Source organism: Saccharicrinis aurantiacus (genome assembly GCF_947489045.1).
Classification (GTDB): Bacteria; Bacteroidota; Bacteroidia; order Bacteroidales; family Marinilabiliaceae; genus Saccharicrinis; species Saccharicrinis aurantiacus.
Genome location: NZ_CANLCN010000002.1, coordinates 24,604 through 45,814, shown reverse-complemented (window position 1 = coordinate 45,814; position 21,211 = coordinate 24,604). Strand labels below are relative to the sequence as shown.

Genomic DNA, 21,211 nt, shown 5'->3' with positions numbered 1-21,211 from the left:
TATTTCAAATTATTAGAATGTTACGATTGCCAAAAAAGCGTCGTTAAAAAAAACATTTTAACTATATTTGTTTTTAATGGATTATAGCACAGTATTTGTCTTGTGATTATAATCTCGTCATACATCTAAGCATACTAAATGAATAATAAAAAAATTAAACTTAATATACTAGGTTTATCATATAGTCAAACGCAGTCTGGTGCCTATGCATTAGTTTTAGCAGAGGAAGAAGGCGAAAGAAGAATTCCTATTATTATAGGTGGTGTAGAAGCACAATCTATTGCAATTAAGTTAGAAGGACTTGAGCCTCCACGCCCTTTAACACACGATTTATTTTTAAATTTCTCCAAAGCTTTTAAAGTAGAAATTACTGAGGTGATAATTTATAAGCTCGAGGAAGGTATTTTTTACTCAGAATTGGTTTGTATTAAGGATGGAGAAGAAATACGTATTGATTCACGTACATCAGATGCTGTTGCACTTTCATTAAGATTTAATTGTCCTATTTATACTTTTGATTCAATTATTGAAACAGCAGGTATAGTTTTGGAAGAAAGTAAAGAATCTGGTACGAAAGTTGATGTGTCAGAAAGCGCGAGTTCTACTTCAAATGATAAATATGGTAATCAATCTGTAGATGAATTGAAAAAATCATTGCAAGAAGCCATTGCCAAAGAAGATTACGAGAAGGCATCTGAAATTAGCGCCGAAATTAAGAAGCGCGAAGAGTAATTGCTAAAGTGATCATTTATATCTTATATTAATTTTCTATTTATAAAATTAGTATTCGAAGAGGTCTACAAAATATCTTATAAATTAATTTGGATGAAGAAACTCCTATTTTCAATGGTTGGATTATTCTTATTATCCAGACATAAGCAGTAATATGATTTTAAATGAGCCCAATGGGTTTTCTATTCATTCGCTATATCGCGGACTAATTGGTATGTTTGTACTAATCGCTATTTCTTATCTTTTTAGCGAAAATAAAAAAGCAATAGCATGGAAATCTGTTTTAGTAGGATTGCTAATTCAGGTTGTACTTGCAATTTCAATACTCAATATTGAGTTTGTTCAAGATTTCTTCGAGTTTGTGAGTAAGGGATTTGTAAAGATTTTAAATTTTACAGAAGCAGGAAGTGCCTTTTTGTTTAAAAGCTTTTCATCAGGCGAAATAGAATCGCCATTAATGAATTTTGCCTTTATAATTTTACCAACAATAATTTTCTTTTCTGCTTTAACTAGTGTCCTTTTTTACTTCGGAATTATTCAAAAAGTAGTTTATGTATTAGCTTGGCTGATGTCTAAGTTTATGAAACTATCTGGTGCAGAAAGCTTATCTGTGGCAGGTAATATATTCTTAGGTCAAACAGAATCTCCTTTGATGATTAAGAACTATCTTGATAAAATGAACCGTTCCGAAATAATGCTTGTGATGGCAGGAGGAATGGCTACTTTAGCAGGAGGAGTATTGGCGGTTTACATTAAAATATTGGGAGGTGGAGATCCTGCTCAAGAGTTGATGTATGCAAAACATCTTTTAACCGCTTCTATAATGGCTGCACCTGGAGTTATTGTAATATCTAAGATACTTGTACCACAGACTGAACCTATAAAAAATGAAGTTGAAGTAAGTAAAGAAAAGGTTGGCAAAAATGTTTTGGATGCTATAAGTAACGGAACTGGCGAAGGGCTTAGGTTAGCTGTAAATGTTGGTGCAATGCTTTTGGTATTTATTTCCTTCATTGCATTTGCAAATTATATGTTTTTAAAAGTGGGCAGTTTTACTGGCTTAAATGCAATAATTGCCGATAGTACAGGTGGCCAATATACTGAACTAAGTTTGCAATATATATTAGGTCAATTATTTTCACCTATAATTTGGCTATTGGGCGTATGCTCTGAAGATATTAGTTTGGTAGGAAGAGTTTTGGGTGAGAAAATTATTATGACTGAGTTTTTAGGTTATGTAAGTTTAAGTGAGCTCAAAGAAGCTGGAGCTTTTTTTGAGGCCAAATCAATTTATATGGCTACATATATTCTTTGCGGGTTTGCCAATTTTGCTTCAATCGGTATTCAAATTGGAGGAATAGGCGCATTAGCACCCGGTAAAAGAATTTTACTAACTCAGCTTGGTATGCGTGCTCTATTAGCTGGCACACTTGCGTCGTTATTATCAGCAACAATAGTTGGTATTATTATAGGCTAATGTTTGATTGTTGATCATACAATAGTTTTATTATTAGTGTAACTTATCCGAAAGGGTAGGCGTCCTACAATTAGAAATAAAACTATTTGCTATGAATAAGATTAAATTAAATGCTGTAATTATTAGTCTGTTTTTGATACAGGCCTGCCTACCAATTAATGCCCAAAAGGTTGTTATAGATCAAATTGAGAAAGATTTTAATAATATCTCATCCGTTGTTGTAAAAGGATCTTTTTGTAAAGTTGATGTGCTAGGCCAAGGCGGAAGTACCGTATTCCTAAGAGGAGAACTAAAAAGTAATAAAAACCGTGATGATATAAAGTTCAAGTATAAAGAGAGTGGCTCTACACTTGAAATTTGGCTTGAAAGACCTAAATCAGTAAGAGGTTCATTTAATGGTTTAATAGAATTAAAAGTACCTAAAAACACTAATGTAACAGTAGATAATTCATCAGGAAGTGTTAATGTTTCAAACATTGGTCAGAGTACAGTAGAATTATCAGCCAGCTCTGGAAGTGTGAAGGCGGATAATATAGATAGTAATCTGAAGTGCACAGCTAGCTCAGGTAGTTTAAAAATATCCAATATATCGGGTAATGTAGTTGGTAAATCGTCATCAGGAAGTCAAAGTTTTAGTAAGATAGGAGGGACTTTAAATACAACTTGTTCATCTGGCTCAATCAGAATTGATGATGTAAATGGTCAAACAGTTAGTACGTGTTCATCAGGAAGCCAGTATATTAAGAATGTAAATAATGGTCTTAAAGCAAAAGCTTCATCGGGCTCAATCCATATTGAAAACGTATTAGGCGATGTTACAGCAGGAGTGAGTTCTGGTAGCATAAAAATGTCTAACGTAACAGGTGCTTTAAATATTAATTCGTCAAGTGGGTCTCAATCAGGATCTTCGATTTCTTTAACAGGAAATTCATCTTTCCATTCTTCATCAGGAAGTATAAAAATGCAATTAAATAATCCGGTTAGTGAGCTGTCATTCAATTTATCAGCATCTTCGGGTTCGTTAAATGCTAAAGGTATAAGTTCACGTAAGAAATTGGTTTCTGAAAATGGACCAATACAAATAAAAGGTGTGAGTAGTTCAGGAAGTCAGAGCTATAATTAAAATATTATTTATGATTTGTAAACTGTCAATTGCTTTTATGTGATTGGCAGTTTTTTTGTATATTCAAATGCTCGAATGGCAACACAAGCAATTTATTAACTAAATAAAAATAGTAAATGAGCGCATTCGATTATTCAATAACTTACCATATTAATAGTGATTTAAGTGATGATTCGCCTAAAAAATACATCAATTGTATTGAGGCACAAATTTATGTAAATTCCTTATCAGGAACAACGTTACAAGTCGGGCGGGTTTTTCTTAAAATTATACTGCTAACACAAGCGAGGAAGAATAGATATTATTTTCAGAATATATTTAACGCATATTCGTCTACGAAGAATTTAGCCAGTAATGTACTTTGCATTCCGCTTGATGATTTTGATGCACCCTTAACTATAAATTGCTCCTCGTCTGATTTTAAAACTGATATTTGTTTAATTGAAAGTATTGAGCTTTTGCCAAGTTTTAGAGGTAAGGGCTTAGGTAAAACTATTATTGGCGATATCATTCACCGTTTTGGCCCAATGTGTTCAGCGTTCTTTGTGCAGGCAGTTCCTTTTCAGTTAAAAGTAATGCGGATATTGGTTGATGAAATGGATGATTTTACAAAGCAAATGCAATACAACGATGCACAATTTGATGAAGAAAGTGCACAGTTTAAATTGTACGCGTTTTTTCAAAAATCAGGTTTCGATTTATTAAACGATGGTTATTTTGTGCGCGAAAATCATCCAATTATTGAAATATAGGGCGCAAATTATGCTGAGCTTCATGCAATTATGAAATAAAATTTTGGTGGTAATAAAATAAATATCTACTTTTGCACTCCAATGTTCTTGAGGGGCAAGATAAAGTGGTTGATAATGAGTATTTAAGCCCGCCTCCAGGATGTAATTTTAAAAGTTTAATTGTATGTACGCGATCGTAGAAATTGCAGGACAACAGTTTAAGGTTGAAAAAGACCGCAAAATTTTTGTACACCGTTTAGCTCATGAAGAAGGAGCTGCTGTAGAGTTTGACAAAGTAATGCTTATTGACAACGAAGGTAATGTTCAAGTTGGTGCCCCAGTTGTAGAAGGAGCTAAAGTAACTGCAAAGGTACTTGCACATGTTAAAGGTGATAAAGTAATCGTTTTCAAAAAGAAAAGAAGAAAAGGTTATAAAAAGAAAAACGGTCACCGTCAACAGTTTTCTCAAATTCAGATTGAAGACATTTTAGTTGGATAATTAAAAAATTAGAATAAGATGGCACATAAAAAAGGAGTCGGTAGTTCGAAGAATGGACGTGAGTCAGAAAGTAAGCGTCTTGGTGTAAAGATTTTTGGTGGTCAATCTGCTAAAGCTGGAAACATCATTATTCGTCAGAGAGGAACACAACATCACCCAGGTGAAGGTGTAGGTATGGGAAAAGACCACACTATCTTTGCTTTAGTTGATGGAACTGTTACTTTCCGCAAAAAAAGAAACAATAAATCTTACGTTTCAGTTGAGCCTTTAGCTGCTGAATAGTAAAAAGATTTAGAAAGATTTTAAGAGTCTCTTGTTTTTGTTACTTTCGTAGCAAATTCAGGAGACTTTTTTTATACAGACATTTTTGTTTGTATCTTGCTGAGAGATAAAGAAATAATTAATAACAAAATTGATTTATAACCATCAGTTATTAAGGTACATAAATCGGTTTATAGAATATCATCTATAATGCTTACGCTAAAATTCATTCAAGAAAACAGGGAAACGGTTATTGAGCGTTTAAAGGTAAAACGTTTCGATGCTGCCGCAGTGGTAGAAAACATTATTGAGTTAGATAATAATCGAAAATCTACTCAATCAGAAGTTGATCAGCAACAGTCAGAGATGAACTCCTTGTCGAAAGAAATAGGAATGCTTTTTAAGCAAGGAAAGGCCGAAGAGGCTAATGCTGCTAAAAGTAAAACTGCTGAGCTTAAAGAGAATATTAAATCATTAAATACTAAGTTAAACGAAATCAATACTCACTTAGATGCTGAGCTTGTTAAATTGCCTAATATTCCACATCCAACAGTTCCAGAGGGAAATAGCGATGAGGACAATCAGGTTGAGAAAACATGTGATGCAAATATTCCTGAATTAGGAGAAGGCAAATTGCCGCATTGGGAATTGATTAAGAAGTACGATATTATCGATTTTGAGTTGGGTACTAAAATTGCTGGAGCAGGATTTCCTGTGTACAAAGGTAAAGGTGCTCGTTTGCAGCGTGCTTTAATCAACTTCTTTTTGGATGAAGGACAAAAAGCCGGATATAATGAGGTGTTACCTCCTATCCTAGTAAATGAAGCTTCTGGTTTTGGTACAGGTCAGTTACCAGATAAAGAGGGGATGATGTATCATGCAACCGCAGATAATTTATACCTTATTCCTACGGCAGAAGTTCCGGTAACCAATATTTATCGTGATGAGGTTGTAAAAGAAGAAGATCTTCCTCTGAAAACTATGGCTTATACGCCTTGTTTCCGTCGTGAAGCTGGTTCTTGGGGAGCTCACGTTCGTGGTTTAAATCGTTTACATCAGTTTGATAAAGTTGAGATTGTACAAATTTCACATCCTGAGAAGTCTTATGAGGCTTTGGATGGAATGGTTGCACATGTTGAGAACTTAGTAAATAAATTGGGTTTACCTTATCGTTTATTACGTTTGTGTGGTGGAGATATTAGTTTCACATCTGCTTTAACGTTTGATTTTGAGGTGTTTTCGGCAGCTCAGGAGCGCTGGTTAGAGGTAAGTTCTGTTTCTAACTTCGAGAATTACCAAGCTAACCGATTAAAGTGTCGTTACAAGGGTAAGGATATGAAAAAGCCGGAGCTAGCACATACATTAAATGGAAGTGCTTTAGCTGTACCGCGTATTTTAGCGGCTATTCTTGAGAATAACCAAACAGCTGATGGTATTAAAATACCTGAGGTTTTAGTGCCTTATACAGGCTTTGATATTATTAATTAGTCCCATTTTGGGTATATAAAATAAGATAGAAGGAACTTTTTAGGGTTCCTTTTATTATCAATTTAAGTTTATGTTTGTATTCAATACTACATTTGTTGTAACAGTTGCTGCGTTCGAAAAGTGGCACGCATGGCAAAAGGGCACTTATATGCCATTGCTTAAAAATTTATTGCCAGGTGCTGAGGTCAAAACCTTCGAGGTACTTAGTGCTGATCAACAAGAAGGGCGTACATTGTCTGTTCAATGGCGAGTTGCAACTCCAACTGATTTGGAAGTTTTAAATAAGCAATCACCTGTTGTATTAGGGCAAATGGCATCAGAATTCGGCTCCGATGCTCTTTTCTTTAGTTCTATATTAAAAGAAATTTAATTGCGTAAAGAGCGCATTATATTAGGTATTGACCCAGGAACTACTGTTATGGGTTACGGCATTCTAAAGATTGTTGATAATAAACCTTCTGTTGTATCCATGGGGGTTGTTGAGCTTAAGAAGTACGATAATCACTATATAAAACTGAAGAAGATTTTTGATACAGTGGTTCGTTTGTGTGATACTTATCTACCTGATGAATTAGCTATTGAGGCTCCTTTTTTTGGTAAAAATGTTCAATCCATGCTTAAGCTGGGCAGGGCACAAGGAGTAGCCATGGCAGCTGCTTTATCTCGTGATTTACCAGTTTTTGAATATGCTCCACTAAAAATTAAGATGGCCATTACTGGTAATGGTCGATCGAGTAAGGAGCAGGTGGCAAACTTTCTGAATAAATATCTGAAAATAGAATCAGAACCAAAGTATTTGGATGCTACTGATGGTTTAGCTGCTGCACTTTGTCATTACTTCCAAAATCAGTCACTTAAGCCAGAAAAGAAGGTGAATAGTTGGAAAGAGTTTATGAGTAAAAATCCAACGAGGGTTAAGAAATAAATTTATTCCAATATATAGAAATAACAAAAGGAGCCCTAGAGCTCCTTTTTGTATTTTATGTGGTTTAACTAATAGATAGTTAAAGTTGTTCCTTTATTTTATTAGCTGTTGCCTCAAATTCTTCAGGCGAGAATTTAAGTTTAGGATTGGAAAAGTTAACCGTACCCTCACTTTGCAGAGGAATTAAATGAATGTGAGCATGCGGTACTTCTAATCCAAGTACTACCATCCCAACGCGTTGCGAAGGAATTGCTTTGTCAATAGCTAAAGCAATTTTTTTTGCGAATACAGTTAAACCCTTTAATAGATCATCTTCTAAATCAAATATATAATCTGTTTCTTGTTTCGGAATCACTAAAGTGTGTCCTTCATGAAGCGGATTAATATCTAAAAATGCAAAAAAATGGTCATCCTCAGCAATTTTATAGCTTGGGATTTCACCTTCAACTATTTTTGAAAAAATGGAAGACATAGTGCCTTGTTTTTAAAGTGAAATATCAACAACTTCAAAAGTCATTATTCCTGAAGGAACCTTAATTTCAGCCTGCTCTCCTACTTTTTTACCCAATAAACCTTTTGCTATTGGTGTAGAAATAGAGATTTTTCCTTCCTTAAGATTAGCTTCGCTTTCTGGTACTAAAGTATAAGTCATAGTGGCGTTATTCTTAAGGTTTTTAAGTTTTACCTTATTTAATAACTGCACTGTTGATGTATCAATTTTAGATTCGTCAAGTACACGCGAGTTTGCTAATATATTTTTCATTTTAGAAATTTTCATTTCTAATAAACCTTGTGCTTCTTTTGCTGCATCGTATTCGGCATTCTCTGATAAATCACCTTTATCTCTGGCTTCAGCTATTTGACGAGAAATACTAGGACGCTCAACTGATTCTAATTGCTTCAACTCTGCTTTTAGCTTTTTTAATCCCTCCTCAGTGATATAGCTAATATTCGACATATTTATTCCTCCTATTATTGTTATCTGTTTGTAAACTTGATTGATATAAAAAAATAAAAGAATCCCGGTCTCCCGAAACTCTTTGTTGCAAATATATAAATTCTGAGATGAATTTAAAAATATCGCTTAGTATTCGGGGCGTTTCAGTATTTCTGAGTAGATTATTGCTTGGCGCGCATTAAACCAATTTTCCTCAGTTTCGTCTTCAACTTCGATTGGCTTTTGTTGTTTGGTTTTATTGGTTGCCTTTGCTTTGGTATCTAATGTTGATATTCTATCTAATTGCCTTTTCTTTTCTTCAATAGTAATTTCCCTAGGTTTTGGTTCCGGTTTCTTGAATAATTCAGGATCTGGTTCGAAATTCTCAACAGGAGTGGGCTCTATTCGTGGCTCATCAAATAGCTTTTTAAACTCCGGTAGTAAATCATCAAGAACGCTCCCCGAATCAGGCTCTGCCGAAGGAGTTGGTGAGATGGTTTTCTTGCGCTGATTATTTTTCTTAATCATACTAAAAACAGCAGCTAAAACTGCGAAAACCAAATATAATATTGTTCCTAAATCATCCATAAATTACTATTCCGTTTTAAAACGAGCAATAAAGTTAAAAATTATCTGTTGATAACGTATATGTTTTGATTTTTTTTAGATTTTTGTAGGCGCATCGATAAAGCAATATCACAAATGATACAACAAATTAAATTACCACTTTTTATATTACTCTTATTTACTACTTTAAGCGGATGTGTTAAAGATAGTGAGGACATTATACCTAATGTTAGATTTCATGCCGAAGTATTGAATTTTGAAACTGATCCTAATTACAACCAACAAAATCCTCAGATTATTCGACGCGATAGAAATGGGTTCTCAATAGGGCATTATGGAGTTGCTGTATATAAAGTTGGTGCCGGAATTGTTTATGCCTTTGATCTGATGTGTCCTTACGAAAAATCGGGCACTAGTTTAGTGCAAAAGCAAGATGATGATAATTATAAGTGTCCTACGTGTGGATCAACGTATTCTGTAATGACTCAATATGGTTCATTACTAGAAGGGCCATCAAAATTTGCATTGAAGCCTTATAGAGCAGAAATAGATGGTAATCATTTAATTATTGCCAACTAAGCCCCCTGAATAACTTTTAAGAAATCTTCTACAGTCCAAGTAGCACCTTCTGCTATTACTTGGGCTTTATTGTAGTATAGCTCTCGTTCTTCTAATTTTTCGCTAATAAACTGCAGTAATTCTTCTCCGGATTTGCCTTCTATTAAAGGGCGTTTATTTTTCGAAGTCATTAATCTATCAAATACCACCTGAGGAGTTAAATGTAAGTAAATACTTAGGCCTGTTTGATTCATTAATTCCATATTATCGAAAAAACATGGTGTGCCACCTCCTGCACCAATAATTATATTTTCAATGTCACTTACTTCTTTTAAACAGATAGATTCTATTTTACGGAAATGAGTTTCTCCATCTTCTTCAAATATCTGAGGAATCGTTTTATGGTATTTATTTTCGATATAATGGTCAAGGTCGATAAAGTTCCAATTCATTGCCTCTGCAATCCATCTACCCATAGTAGATTTACCACTTCCCATATATCCTATTAAATAAACTCTTTGTGTCATTGCTCTATTGGTTGTTGTGTTTATTTAGCTTCTTTAATTCATCGAGTACATCAGATACTTTACCTTCAAGTTGATCTATCTTTAACTCAAGCTCATCGTTGTTATCACTAACCATAGAATCAACAAATATTGAATTCACTAACGACAAGCCAAATATACCACCTGTTAATACGATAAAGATAAAATATAAGTAGGTAAAGAAAGCTTTAACTTCTGAGAAATTCTCGGTGATATCTTCAGGAATCTCAAACCATCCCTCAACGGTAAATATTTTAAATATTGAATAGAGCGATATTATTGGATCTTTAAAATAAGGCGATCCACTTTGATGAAAAATATAGAATGATAAAATTCCGATGATAAAAATGTAGATAACAAAACCTATTAAAACAAAAACAGAAGCTTTTAAAGCACGCTGAATACCTTGTACTAGGTTATTAACATCAGGTATAAATTTGAAAAACCGGAACGCCTTAAAAACCCGCAGTATTCTGAATACTAATAGGAAACTAAAATCAACAAAGCTTAAATTAAATGCGAAAGTAATAAGTGCAGGTACTGAAAGAAGCACTAAAACAAAGTCGAACCTGTTCCAATTAGATTTAAAGTAATTGGTAAAACCATATTCACGAACCTTTATTAATAACTCAATAATAAAAAGAACTGTAATGGAATTATCAACAAGGCCATATATAAAATTTTCTTCGTTTACGGGTAGATAACCACCAATAACTAGAACTACCGAATTGATTAGGATTAGAGATAATATAAACTTATCATTTAAAAACAGCTTTTTTCCCATCTCCTATAGTAATCAATTCGGTAATTATAATTTATTGTTGTTCGAATAAATTCATTTGATCTTCGTCATCTTCTTGTGTAGGTTTTTCTGGCTCTGGCTCTACTTCCTTTTGCCTTATAGGTTCTAGCTCGTTAATTTTTGAAACTTGATAAGTCGATAAACGCTTACCACGAGCTTTAAAGCTTTTTACGCCAATAAATTCGTCTACTTCAACAATTACATTTTCACGTTCCTTATCGTCACCTCCAAATTTTACTTCTAAGCGAGGGTAATCTACCTCAGTAATTCTAACTAGGTACGATTTAGCATGCTCTCCTATAAAACTCTGTTTTTTATTAGAAGCTTCGAGTTGGAATCGCTTGATGTAAAAGTATTTTTGGTCGCCATCGTAGAATGCAACAGACCAAACTTTATCGGGATTAAACTTCTCAATAATATGAATATCGTCTTCGTAATGATTGGTTAAATCAAAACTAGTATGGTAAAATTCGCCTGATTTTGTGATTACTAAAATAGAATCATCTGCATGGAACTCGCCCAAATAATCACCTCTGCTATCAGAGTTTAATCGCAATACATCTTTATCGAACCAAATTTTTCTTCCACCTAAAGTGGATACACCTTTTTTACGAAGCGCTACTTTCTGAACTTCATATTTTGAAAGAATGTTACCCATGGCACCTCTTCCTTTAATGGCAAGTTCAGCCATGTCGTAGTCAAAAACTAGGTTTCTTACTCTAGCCTTAGGGCGAAGAATTACTTTAAGTACTTCGGCCTCTCCATTTGGGTTGGCGCTAAAGTATAATACATCAGAACCAACAGTTCCTTTAGTTACATTATACTCCTTATCGCGCGTTATACCTGTTACAGCAAAACGTTTTACATAGGTTGTACCTTTTTTACCATCGCGATAAGCCACGTTGTAAATGGTACGTGTATCTGATTTTTTGAATACTGCGAGGTGCATAATTCCCTTACCAACAAAAGCTTTATCAGATACTTTAGTGATTAGGTAGCGCCCATCTTTGTAAAACAAAATAATATCGTCAATATCAGAACAATCGCAAACAAATTCATCTTTACGTAGCGATGTTCCCATGAAACCTTCATCGCGATTGATGAATAACTTCTCGTTTTTAACAACTACTTTGCTAGCTTCAATATTTTCAAAACTTCGGATTTCAGTCATTCTAGGATGATCTTTTCCGAAGGTTTTTTTAATATGCTTGTAGTAAGCTATGGTATAAGGGATGATGTTTTCAAGGTGGTTTTTCACTTCAACCATCTCATCATCTAAACCTTTGATATAATCGTTTGCTTTATCAGAGTTGAACTTTAATATTCTGCCCATTTTAATTTCAAATAGGGCTGTTAAGTCATCTCTGTTAATTTCTCTTCTGAATTTTGGTTTCCAAGGTTCAAAGCATTTGTCTAAGAAGTCAATAGCTTCATCTTTACTCTCAGAATTTTCGTAGCCAGCTTCTTTATACATGCGCTCTTCAATGAAAATCTTTTCCAATGAAGATTTGTGCCAGGCTTCTTCTAGCTCTGACAATCTTATTTCTAATTCACGTGTTAGAAGCTCTACTGTATGGTCGGTATTTTGTCTTAGAACTGAAGAAACGCCTACAAATTTAGGTTTGTTATCTTCAATTAAACAACAGTTTGGCGATATAGATATTTCGCAATCGGTAAACGCATAAAGCGCATCTATCGTTTTATCTGTTGATACATTATTTGGAAGATGAATCAATATCTCAACTTTATCAGAGGTATTGTCATCTATCTTTTTAATCTTAATTTTTCCCTTATCGTTGGCCTTGATGATAGATTCTATAAGGCTAGAGGTATTCTTCCCGAAAGGAATATCGCAAATATTTAAGGTTTTGTTGTCTTCCTTAATAATCTTTGCACGCACTTTAACGGCACCACCTCTTGCTCCATCGTTGTAACGAGATACATCAATCATCCCGCCAGTAGCGAAATCAGGAAAGATCTCGAAAGGCTTGTCCTGAAGGTAGGCTATACTTGCATCAATTAGCTCATTAAAGTTGTGAGGTAATATCTTTGAGGCTAAACCTACAGCAATACCTTCAACCCCTTGTGTTAATAATAATGGGAATTTTACCGGAAGTGTGATAGGTTCCTTATTTCTACCATCGTAACTTAATTTCCAATTGGTAGTTTTCGGATTGAAGACCACCTCTTGCGCAAATTTTGTTAATCGGGCCTCAATATATCGAGGTGCAGCAGCTCCATCTCCTGTGGCAACATTACCCCAATTACCTTGGGTATCAATTAATAAATCTTTTTGTCCGAGTTGTACCAAAGCATCACCAATTGAAGCATCCCCGTGAGGGTGAAACTGCATGGTAAACCCAATAATATTGGCCACTTTATTATACCTGCCATCATCCATTCGGCGCATGGCGTGAAGAATACGGCGTTGTACGGGTTTTAAACCATCGTTAATGTGCGGTACGGCTCTTTCGAGGATTACATACGAAGCATAATCTAAAAACCACTCTTGATACATTCCGCCAAGGTGCGTTATTTTAGTATCACTAGTAGCCAGTTCGTTTTGTTCACTGGCTTCGTTGTTACCTTCGTTATTTATATTCTCTAATTCTTCGTTATTCGGTGTTGTGTGTTCGTCGCTCATGCTTACAAATGCATTTTTAAGGATTGTGTGATCTAGGCAATGTCTTCCTCAACTACGAGGTTATCGATAATAAAGTTTTGGCGGTCGGGAGTATTTTTACCCATATAGAATGTGAGTAGATCTTTAATGCTATCCCCTTTTCGTAAGCGAACTTGCTCAAGTCTAATATCTTTACCAATAAAGTTCTTAAACTCATCAGGACTAATTTCACCCAAACCTTTAAATCGAGTTATTTCAGGACTTGCACCAACTTTTTTCATAGCTGAAATACGTTCTTCTTCTGAGTAGCAATAAAAGGTTTTCTTTTTATTACGAACCCTAAATAAAGGAGTTTGTAAAATGTAAACATGACCTTGTTTTACCAATTCGGGGAAGAATTGTAGGAAGAAGGTTAATAGCAATAACCTAATGTGCATTCCATCCACATCGGCATCGGTACTTATAATTACATGGTTGTAACGAAGCGTATCTAAGCCTTCTTCGATATTCAGTGCAGCTTGCAATAGATTAAATTCTTCGTTTTCGTAGACTACCTTACGTGTTAAGCCAAATGAATTTAATGGCTTACCGCGTAAACTAAATACGGCTTGTGTTTTAACATCGCGAGCTTTTGTAATGGAACCACTGGCCGAATCTCCCTCGGTTATAAATATTGATGAGTCGAGATTTCCTTCTTTCTGTGTACTATAGTGAATTTTACAATCGCGCAATTTTTTATTGTGCAGGCTAACCTTTTTAGCTCTTTCACGTGCCAGCTTTTGGATGCCTGATATTGCTTTACGCTCTTTCTCCGACTCCAAAATCTTTTTCATTAAAAGATCGGCCGTTGTTGTATTTCTATGTAGGTAATTATCGAGTTCTGTTTTTACAAAATCTACAACATAATTACGAACCGAAGGACCATTAGGACCCATATCCTTAGAACCTAATTTAGTTTTTGTTTGAGATTCAAAAACAGGCTCTTCAATTTTTATACTGATGGCTGCAATAACTCCTGTTCTGATATCAGAAACATCGAAGTTTTTATTGTAAAATTCTCTTATGGTTTTAACCAAAGCCTCGCGGTAAGCAATTTGGTGTGTTCCACCTTGTGTGGTATGTTGTCCGTTTACAAAGGTGTAATACTCCTCGCCATATTGGTTACCATGTGTCATGGCTACCTCAAAATCTTCACCTTTAAGGTGGATGATAGGGTAGATACCTGGCGAAGTCATGTTTTCATTTAATAAATCGACTAAACCATTTTTCGATTTAAAAACATTGCCATTAAAATGTATGGCCAAGCCCGTATTTAAATAAGTGTAGTTACGTAATAAAGGCTCTATATACTCTTCGCGATAGTTGTAACTTCCGAATATTGTGGTATCTGGTTTAAACGATACGAATGTACCATTTTCTTCGTTTGTTGGTTCAACATCAAATTCTTCAATTATATTACCACCACTGAATACTACTTTCTTGCATTCTCCTTCACGGTAGGCTATAACTGTAAATATTGTAGAAAGTGCATTTACCGCTTTAATACCAACACCATTAAGACCAACAGATTTTTTAAAAACCTTAGAGTCATACTTGGCACCAGTATTCATTTTTGAGGCTACATCAATAACCTTACCTAGTGGAATACCTCTACCATAATCTCGGATTACAACTTCTCCTTCAGCTACGGTGACTTCAATTTTTTTTCCAAAGCCCATCATATATTCATCGATGGAGTTATCCATTACTTCTTTTAGTAATACATAAATACCATCATCGGGGTAGGAACCATCGCCAAGTTTACCAATGTACATTCCTGGTCTTCGTCGGATGTGTTCTTTCCAATCGAGCGTTCTAATCGCATCTTCAGAATATTGTTGAGACATATTAAAGTACTTTTGCTAATTGAGTTTGAGGAACATTTATCCGAAGTGATGGATAAAAATTCCCCCAAATATAGTAAAAGGGGCGAATGATTGGTAATTCTTTTTTCAACATGTAGTGTTAGGTACTTCTGAAAGCCTTAATTTTTCAGGGATTCAAGCTATGTTAACAAGTTGTTTTATTGTACCAATATTATTAAGTTTTCTGAGCAAAATACTCTGTTGTTATACATAATTTGGAGCTCTAAAATGCCCTAATTGTGTTCTTAATTAATATAACAACGTGCTTGAGATGCATAATGGCTTACTAGAGTAGCATATTGACCTATAAAAGCCTTATAATGGGGTGTGAGAGTATCATAATGAGCTACTAAATACACATAATGTGGTGTAAAACCCGCATGTTGTCATGAAAAAGAGTCATACTGTCATGAAAAAGTACTTTTAGCTTGTCTTTTACTAAAAAGGTGGAACGTATAAAAACAACAAAAGGATGCTAAATTAATAACATCCTTTTGATATATTTTAAGTTATGCCTTAGGGCATTTTGTACATGTATGCATTGATATTCATGCCGGCTCCTACAGAAGTCATCATAACATTGTCGCCGCTCTTTAACTCTTGTCCTTCAATTTCGCCTCTACAAATAAGATCAAATAAAGTTGGAACAGTTGCTACTGATGAATTACCTAGTGATTTAATGGTCATAGGCATAATGCTATGGTCGATATTGCGCTCGCCATACAAACGATAAATACGCTTAAGAATGGCTTCGTCCATTTTAGCATTAGCTTGATGTATAAGCACTTTGTTTACATCAGTTAATGTCATATTGTTAGCATCTAAACACTCTTTTGCAAGCTGTGGAACTGTTGTAAGTGCATAGTTGTATAAACGACGACCAAACATTTTTAGGTATAGATGATCGCTCTTCAACTCAGGATTGTAAGATTCATTCATCTGTAAAAGGTCAATGTGTTCTTCAGTGTCAGTTCTGGTTACGTGCTTAAGAATTCCAACAGGTTCTTCGCTTTCAACTGCTTCAAGTAATGCAGCTCCTGCTCCATCAGCAAATATCATTGAATCTCTATCGTGTGGATCCATCATGCGCGTAAGTGTATCGGCTCCTATTACTAGGGCACTTTGTGCATCGCCCGATTTAATGTAGTAGTTAGCCTGTACCATTGCTTGAGTCCAGCCTGGGCAACCAAAAGTGATATCATATGCGACACACTTTGGGTTTTTTATCCCCAATTTTTTCTTTACTCTTGAAGCTAATGTGGGTAATATATCAGGAAATTGACTTCCGTGTTTAACGTCGCCAAGATTATGAGCAACTATGATGTAATCTAGTTTCTCCCTATCGAAGTTTGCACTTTCAATGGCTTTTTCACCAGCAAAGGCAGCAATATCAGAAGTAACGTGGTTTTTATCCGCTACTCTGCGTTCAGCAATATCAGTAATTTGCTCAAACTTTTCTACAATCTCTTGTCCGAGTGTTTCAATTTTACTACCATCCTCGTTAAGGAACTCTTGGTTTGTAAAATCCATGTTTTTTACCACTACAGGTGGGATATATGACCCCGTTCCGGTGGCAACAGCATAAATTTTCATTGTCAACTTTTTCGATTTTACTAAAAAGATATGGCTCTTGCTAGAAAGCTATATCTGTATTTTATATAATAATATAGAAACTGGATTTAGGTAGTGTCTATTTTATTGTTGTTTGTAATATTTTAATTCAAATGTTTTTCCATCCCACTCACCATAGGTGAAATATTTTACCCAATCGCCCAGGTAAATAAATCTACTATTTTGGTTAAAGGCTTGGTCGAGCGCTAAATGACGATGCCCAAAAATAAAAAAGTCATAATGTTCCTTTTTCAATATTTCGTTGGCATAAAGCATCAACCATTCTTTGTCTTCACCTAAAAAGTCGAAACTTGCGGCTTCTTCATTCTGAGTTCTACTATGTGTAGACCATCGTTTTGCAAAACCTATGGCAAAGTTAGGATGTAATTGTGCAAAAAGCCACTGGCAAAACGGATTAACAAACATTTTTTTTAAAATGTTGTAAGTTTTGTCGTAAGGCCCTAATCCATCGCCATGTGCTAAGTAAAACTTTTTGTCTCCAAAGGTTTTTACTAAAGGCTCTCGGTGCACAATAACCCCTGTTTCTGATGGGAGGTAATCATAAACCCAAATATCATGGTTGCCAGTAAAGAAATGAACCGGAATACCGGCGTCAGTTAATTCACATATTTTTGCAAGAACTCTTACAAAGCCTCTAGGGGCAACATGTTTGTACTCGTGCCAGAAATCAAATATATCACCAAGTAAATATAGCTCTTCTACATCGTGCTTAATGGAATCGAGCCATTCTACAAATCTTTTCTCGTGTGCTTTAGGATCCTTTATTGATGGCGCTCCTAAATGTACATCTGATGCAAAATATATTTTCTTCCCTTCTTTAACTTCAGTCATATTCCCTCTACTTGCAAATCAGATATTGTAACGCTTATTTTAGTAATTCGTTCAGCTTCTCATCTAAAATTCTACCAAATAAGTCTTTTCCAATAATTTCTTGGTCTTTGCTTATTAAATAGTTTGCCGGTAAGCGTTGAATATTATAGGTGCGAGCAGGGCGCGATGCAGTGTATTGTAAATCACTAACGTTTATCCAAGGTAAAGCATCTTTTTCAATGGCTTCTTCCCACAATATTTTACTTCTATCAAGTGAAACTTGATAAACCACAAAACCTTTGGATTTATACTTATCGTATATCTTTTTTAAACGCAAATTCTCTTTTCTTGATTCTACATCCCATGATGCCCAAAATGACACCAATACCATTTTCCCTTTAAGGTCAGACAGACGGTGTTCTTTTCCATCCAGATCTTTCTCGTTAATGTCTGGTATGTTTTGTGGGGCTTCGTTAAATAGTTTTGCTTGCGTAGCGGCTGCCCTTTGCTCCTTTTTAATGGTTAAAACAAAATTGGTAAGTTGTTTTACTCTTGGCGACTCAGGATATAATAAACCTAAGCTTGTTGCAACTGCTGAAAATATATTTTGATCCTTTTTGTCATAAGGATTTAATATTAATGAGGTTTCATTTAAGCGTTGAAATATAGCGTAATAACTTGCAAAAGAACGAGGATTAGTCATTACAAAATCATAAATAAACTGTTTTTGCTGTGTTACTAGTTTCTCAATATCTTCAATAAGCGCTTTTCTCTTCTCTACATCATCTTTATCAGTGGCATTATATACGTTTGATAGGCTATCTAAACCACTAGTAGTTAAATCTAACTTTCGGTTTAAGGTTTTTACATACGATGATCCCATTGAATTCTTAACCGAGTAATCGCTCACAAATGAATCCATTTCAGCCTCAATACCGATGTTTTCAGTTGTATCTCCTAATAAAGTGATGAAATTTTTGTCGTCTAACTTTAACAAAAAGAATGATGGATATTCAAGTCGAGGAAGTGAGAACTTAAATTGTCCTTTTTTATTTATCTCAATAGAATCTACTGTTGATGTTCCATCAAGGTTTAATTCCTCTAGGTAAATAGTTTTATTAGCTGCATCAGTTATTTTTCCCTCTATCACGAAGGTGTTATTGTTTGAGCACGAGAATAAAAATAGGATAGAAGAGAATATTATAGTGGCTTTAAGAAAATTCATCATATTTTTTAGTGTGTTATTTTGTCGGATTCTATTTTTTCAAAATTTGTCAAATATATTAATATTTTTTCAAGTGCTTCTATATAAAAGTTATTGAACTTGCTTGTTTAGGTATTCTTTTACCGTGATGTGTAGTTCAGTTCCCCATTTATCGCATAAAATGATGATTCCTTTATCAGTTACTAAAAAATTCTGAGGTAGTGATCGTACTCCCATATTTCTTAATTCGTTCGCCTTTGTTCCATTTTGATTTATTAAATGGTAGTATGGAATATTGAGTTTTTTCACTTCATTATTCCAAGCTTCCTTATCTGTGTTGTAAGCTATCATTAATGTTTTTAAGCCAGAGTATCCATAGGTTCGCATTAAAGTTCTGATCTCTTCAAGTTTATTAATGCTGGCACTATTTTTATAATCCCAAAGTACAATGTGAATTAGTTTCCCATTTATATCGTTAATATCAAATGGGTCATCCCAATATGTTTGGGCTTTTATTTTTGGATATTTTGCTCCTGCACTATAACGCTCTTTTGCTTGTTTAAGTGCATATATTTGCAAAATATCTTTATCGTATTTATCAAAAAATGGTTTTAAATACGGAACGCTGATCAGTTCTTCTGCATTCTCAAAAAACAGCAATAAATCATCTTCTAAAGTGTATAAAGATATATTTCCATGTTTTTGTTGCAGTGCCCAATATTTAGTGATTAAAGAATTAGAGTTATCTAATATTTTCTCCGTTTTCGATCGATAAACTTTTATTACGCTGTCTTTTTTATTCTCGATTCTCTTTAAAATGGAGTCATTTTGGATTTTTCCAACGTGATTGTGTAGTTCTTTGGTAACTAAATCGATATCTTCAGCGAATAGTTTTTCATTATATTCGATACTCCATAATTCGTTGTGAAGTGACGAATTAATACTGGTTACAGTTTTAGCAACGTCTTCAGTATTGAATCGAAGCTCAATATAATCGCTTGGTTCTAGAAATAAATTGATATGATTTGCAGAATCTACTTGTAAAAAGTAAAAGCCAGGATCTTTTATCAAACCTTTTTCAATGCTAAAAGTTCCATCAATTGCAATTTGAAAAGAATCAATTAATTCCGGTTTAATCGTATTATTATAAAGTTTAATAATTCTATTCTGATGATTTTGTACAATCCCATGTAAGAGTGGTGTTTCGGTAGTAACTACCTCGTTACACGAAATAACAGTAAACGATACAATGATGAATAAAATAAATTGATGCCACTTGGTTTGCATAACTATTAACCTATTTGCAAAGTTGTTTAATGATTGATGTATGTTGAGGTGCAATCTTAATAAGAGCATCTTCAGAAGCCATTTCAAAATCGCTAAAATCAAAGCCCGGCGCTACTGCACAACTTACTAGGCTGTATCCGAAACTCCCTTTTATTGTTGCCGCAAACCAAAGGTTGGGTTCTACCGTGAATTGTAATACCCCATTTTCGGTATCAGACACCTCTACAGCAGTATAATCTCCCTTTGAGTTAATTGTATGGATTATTATAGGCTGCCCTTGATGGAAATACCAAACTTCGGGAGACTTAATTTTATGAAAGCCTGAAAATTGATTTCCTTCTAATAAATAATAGATTGACGTTAGCGCATTTCTGGCTCCATTAAACGCTGTTGGTAATCCTTCTTGCTTAAGTAGCATATCAGATCTATAGGTTTCGCTAAACCATCCACCTTCAGGGTGAGCTTTAAGATTAAGATTATTAATAATCTGCTCTGTTCTGTAACCAATATATGTTGAAGAAACATCTATCGGATTATCATCAATGTATTTTTGAAGTATAGCTTGTGCTTCTGCTAATTTTTCTTCCCAATGTTTTATTGAGTTCTCACCAATAATATCTGTAACACATTTAATTCCTATAAAAGGTAGTTTGTGCGATTTACAGACTCTAGCTACAGCAAATGATTCCATATCAAAAACATCGCCAGTGCCATCTGCTTCGGTTAAAAATGCATCACCAGTATTGCAAGTACTATCAAACTTCCAATTATCAAATAATCCAATTGTATCTAACTCAGCACTAAAGTCTTCTTTGCAAGGAACGCCGAAAGCTTGTAGTTTTTCCATATCTCTATCCACAAATGTTTTGCACAAATGAACTGAGCCTATTTTATAATGAAGCGTACCCGAGGTACCTATGTTTATAACTAAATCGGGTTTATAGCAAGCTATCGCTTTTTCAACTGCAATGGCTGCCGAAACTTTGCCAACGCCTGTAATACAATAATTGAAACTACAATTAGGCATGTTTACGCTAACTCTTTCCTCTTTTACTGCGTAAACAATTAGAATATTTAACATATACTTGTTTTATTTGCTATTTAGG

At 34.6% G+C, this 21,211-nt stretch carries 22 protein-coding genes; 10 read left to right on the top strand and 12 right to left on the bottom strand.

Features of this window, described 5'->3' with window-relative positions:
* Nucleotides 1-138 precede the first annotated feature (138 nt).
* The 9 genes from QMO11_RS03405 to ruvC all read left to right on the top strand — a co-directional run bounded on the left by QMO11_RS03405 (nt 139) and on the right by ruvC (nt 7,236).
* The gene (locus QMO11_RS03405; protein ID WP_075603374.1) at nt 139-732 is read left to right on the top strand and encodes a bifunctional nuclease family protein; all 594 of its coding nucleotides are present in this window, start codon (nt 139-141) and stop codon (nt 730-732) included.
* Nucleotides 733-886: 154 nt separating this feature from the next.
* Nucleotides 887-2,209 (top strand): NupC/NupG family nucleoside CNT transporter, encoded by a 1,323-nt coding sequence (locus tag QMO11_RS03400; RefSeq protein ID WP_282036038.1) that lies wholly within the window; start codon nt 887-889, stop codon nt 2,207-2,209.
* Nucleotides 2,210-2,300: 91 nt separating this feature from the next.
* Nucleotides 2,301-3,332 (top strand): DUF4097 family beta strand repeat-containing protein, encoded by a 1,032-nt coding sequence (locus QMO11_RS03395; protein ID WP_282036037.1) that lies wholly within the window; start codon nt 2,301-2,303, stop codon nt 3,330-3,332.
* Between the two features lie 116 nt (nt 3,333-3,448).
* The gene (locus QMO11_RS03390; protein ID WP_075603376.1) at nt 3,449-4,084 is read left to right on the top strand and encodes a hypothetical protein; all 636 of its coding nucleotides are present in this window, start codon (nt 3,449-3,451) and stop codon (nt 4,082-4,084) included.
* A gap of 163 nt (nt 4,085-4,247) precedes the next feature.
* Nucleotides 4,248-4,562, top strand: coding sequence for a 50S ribosomal protein L21 (rplU, locus tag QMO11_RS03385; protein ID WP_075603377.1), 315 nt, complete (start codon nt 4,248-4,250; stop codon nt 4,560-4,562).
* Between the two features lie 18 nt (nt 4,563-4,580).
* Nucleotides 4,581-4,844, top strand: coding sequence for a 50S ribosomal protein L27 (gene rpmA / locus QMO11_RS03380; protein ID WP_075603378.1), 264 nt, complete (start codon nt 4,581-4,583; stop codon nt 4,842-4,844).
* Nucleotides 4,845-5,033: 189 nt separating this feature from the next.
* A complete protein-coding gene (gene serS / locus QMO11_RS03375; RefSeq protein WP_282036036.1) occupies nt 5,034-6,311 on the top strand; it encodes a serine--tRNA ligase in 1,278 nt (425 codons plus the stop codon).
* 70 nt (nt 6,312-6,381) lie between these two features.
* Nucleotides 6,382-6,681, top strand: coding sequence for a DUF4286 family protein (locus QMO11_RS03370; RefSeq protein WP_075603380.1), 300 nt, complete (start codon nt 6,382-6,384; stop codon nt 6,679-6,681).
* Nucleotides 6,682-7,236, top strand: a complete 555-nt coding sequence (ruvC, locus tag QMO11_RS03365) for a crossover junction endodeoxyribonuclease RuvC (protein WP_075603381.1) — start codon at nt 6,682-6,684, stop codon at nt 7,234-7,236.
* 79 nt (nt 7,237-7,315) lie between these two features.
* Here ruvC and QMO11_RS03360 read toward each other — a convergent pair whose 3' ends face one another.
* The 3 genes from QMO11_RS03360 to QMO11_RS03350 form a co-directional block, all read right to left on the bottom strand.
* Nucleotides 7,316-7,708: an HIT family protein gene (locus QMO11_RS03360; RefSeq protein ID WP_282036035.1), complete on the bottom strand. Its 393-nt coding sequence runs from the start codon at nt 7,706-7,708 to the stop codon at nt 7,316-7,318.
* A gap of 12 nt (nt 7,709-7,720) precedes the next feature.
* Entirely contained in the window at nt 7,721-8,194 is a 474-nt protein-coding gene (greA, locus tag QMO11_RS03355; protein ID WP_075603383.1) for a transcription elongation factor GreA, read from the bottom strand.
* A gap of 126 nt (nt 8,195-8,320) precedes the next feature.
* Nucleotides 8,321-8,761 carry a hypothetical protein gene (locus QMO11_RS03350; RefSeq protein WP_282036034.1) on the bottom strand — a complete coding sequence of 147 codons (441 nt, stop codon included), beginning with the start codon at nt 8,759-8,761 and terminating at the stop codon, nt 8,321-8,323.
* 114 nt (nt 8,762-8,875) lie between these two features.
* Between QMO11_RS03350 and QMO11_RS03345 the strand changes: the two genes are divergently transcribed.
* The gene (locus QMO11_RS03345) at nt 8,876-9,319 is read left to right on the top strand and encodes a Rieske (2Fe-2S) protein (RefSeq protein WP_282036033.1); all 444 of its coding nucleotides are present in this window, start codon (nt 8,876-8,878) and stop codon (nt 9,317-9,319) included.
* Here the strand turns inward: QMO11_RS03345 and QMO11_RS03340 are convergent.
* The 9 genes from QMO11_RS03340 to QMO11_RS03300 all read right to left on the bottom strand — a co-directional run bounded on the left by QMO11_RS03340 (nt 9,316) and on the right by QMO11_RS03300 (nt 21,186).
* Nucleotides 9,316-9,825: a shikimate kinase gene (locus tag QMO11_RS03340; RefSeq protein ID WP_282036032.1), complete on the bottom strand. Its 510-nt coding sequence runs from the start codon at nt 9,823-9,825 to the stop codon at nt 9,316-9,318. The two genes, QMO11_RS03345 and QMO11_RS03340, sit on opposite strands and share 4 nt — an antisense overlap.
* Nucleotides 9,826-9,829: 4 nt before the next feature.
* Nucleotides 9,830-10,627, bottom strand: a complete 798-nt coding sequence (locus QMO11_RS03335; RefSeq protein ID WP_075603387.1) for an ion transporter — start codon at nt 10,625-10,627, stop codon at nt 9,830-9,832.
* A gap of 31 nt (nt 10,628-10,658) precedes the next feature.
* Nucleotides 10,659-13,289 (bottom strand): DNA gyrase/topoisomerase IV subunit A, encoded by a 2,631-nt coding sequence (locus QMO11_RS03330; protein WP_282036031.1) that lies wholly within the window; start codon nt 13,287-13,289, stop codon nt 10,659-10,661.
* A gap of 32 nt (nt 13,290-13,321) precedes the next feature.
* Nucleotides 13,322-15,154, bottom strand: a complete 1,833-nt coding sequence (locus QMO11_RS03325; RefSeq protein ID WP_282036030.1) for a DNA topoisomerase IV subunit B — start codon at nt 15,152-15,154, stop codon at nt 13,322-13,324.
* A gap of 534 nt (nt 15,155-15,688) precedes the next feature.
* Entirely contained in the window at nt 15,689-16,765 is a 1,077-nt protein-coding gene (locus QMO11_RS03320) for a 3-oxoacyl-ACP synthase III family protein (RefSeq protein WP_282036029.1), read from the bottom strand.
* Nucleotides 16,766-16,867: 102 nt separating this feature from the next.
* Entirely contained in the window at nt 16,868-17,635 is a 768-nt protein-coding gene (locus QMO11_RS03315; RefSeq protein ID WP_282036028.1) for a UDP-2,3-diacylglucosamine diphosphatase, read from the bottom strand.
* A gap of 34 nt (nt 17,636-17,669) precedes the next feature.
* Complete coding sequence (locus QMO11_RS03310; RefSeq protein WP_282036027.1) at nt 17,670-18,842, bottom strand: TlpA disulfide reductase family protein; 1,173 nt, start codon at nt 18,840-18,842, stop codon at nt 17,670-17,672.
* 87 nt (nt 18,843-18,929) lie between these two features.
* Nucleotides 18,930-20,105: a TlpA family protein disulfide reductase gene (locus QMO11_RS03305; protein ID WP_282036026.1), complete on the bottom strand. Its 1,176-nt coding sequence runs from the start codon at nt 20,103-20,105 to the stop codon at nt 18,930-18,932.
* Between the two features lie 10 nt (nt 20,106-20,115).
* A complete protein-coding gene (locus QMO11_RS03300; RefSeq protein WP_282036025.1) occupies nt 20,116-21,186 on the bottom strand; it encodes a cupin domain-containing protein in 1,071 nt (356 codons plus the stop codon).
* Nucleotides 21,187-21,211: the final 25 nt, after the last annotated feature.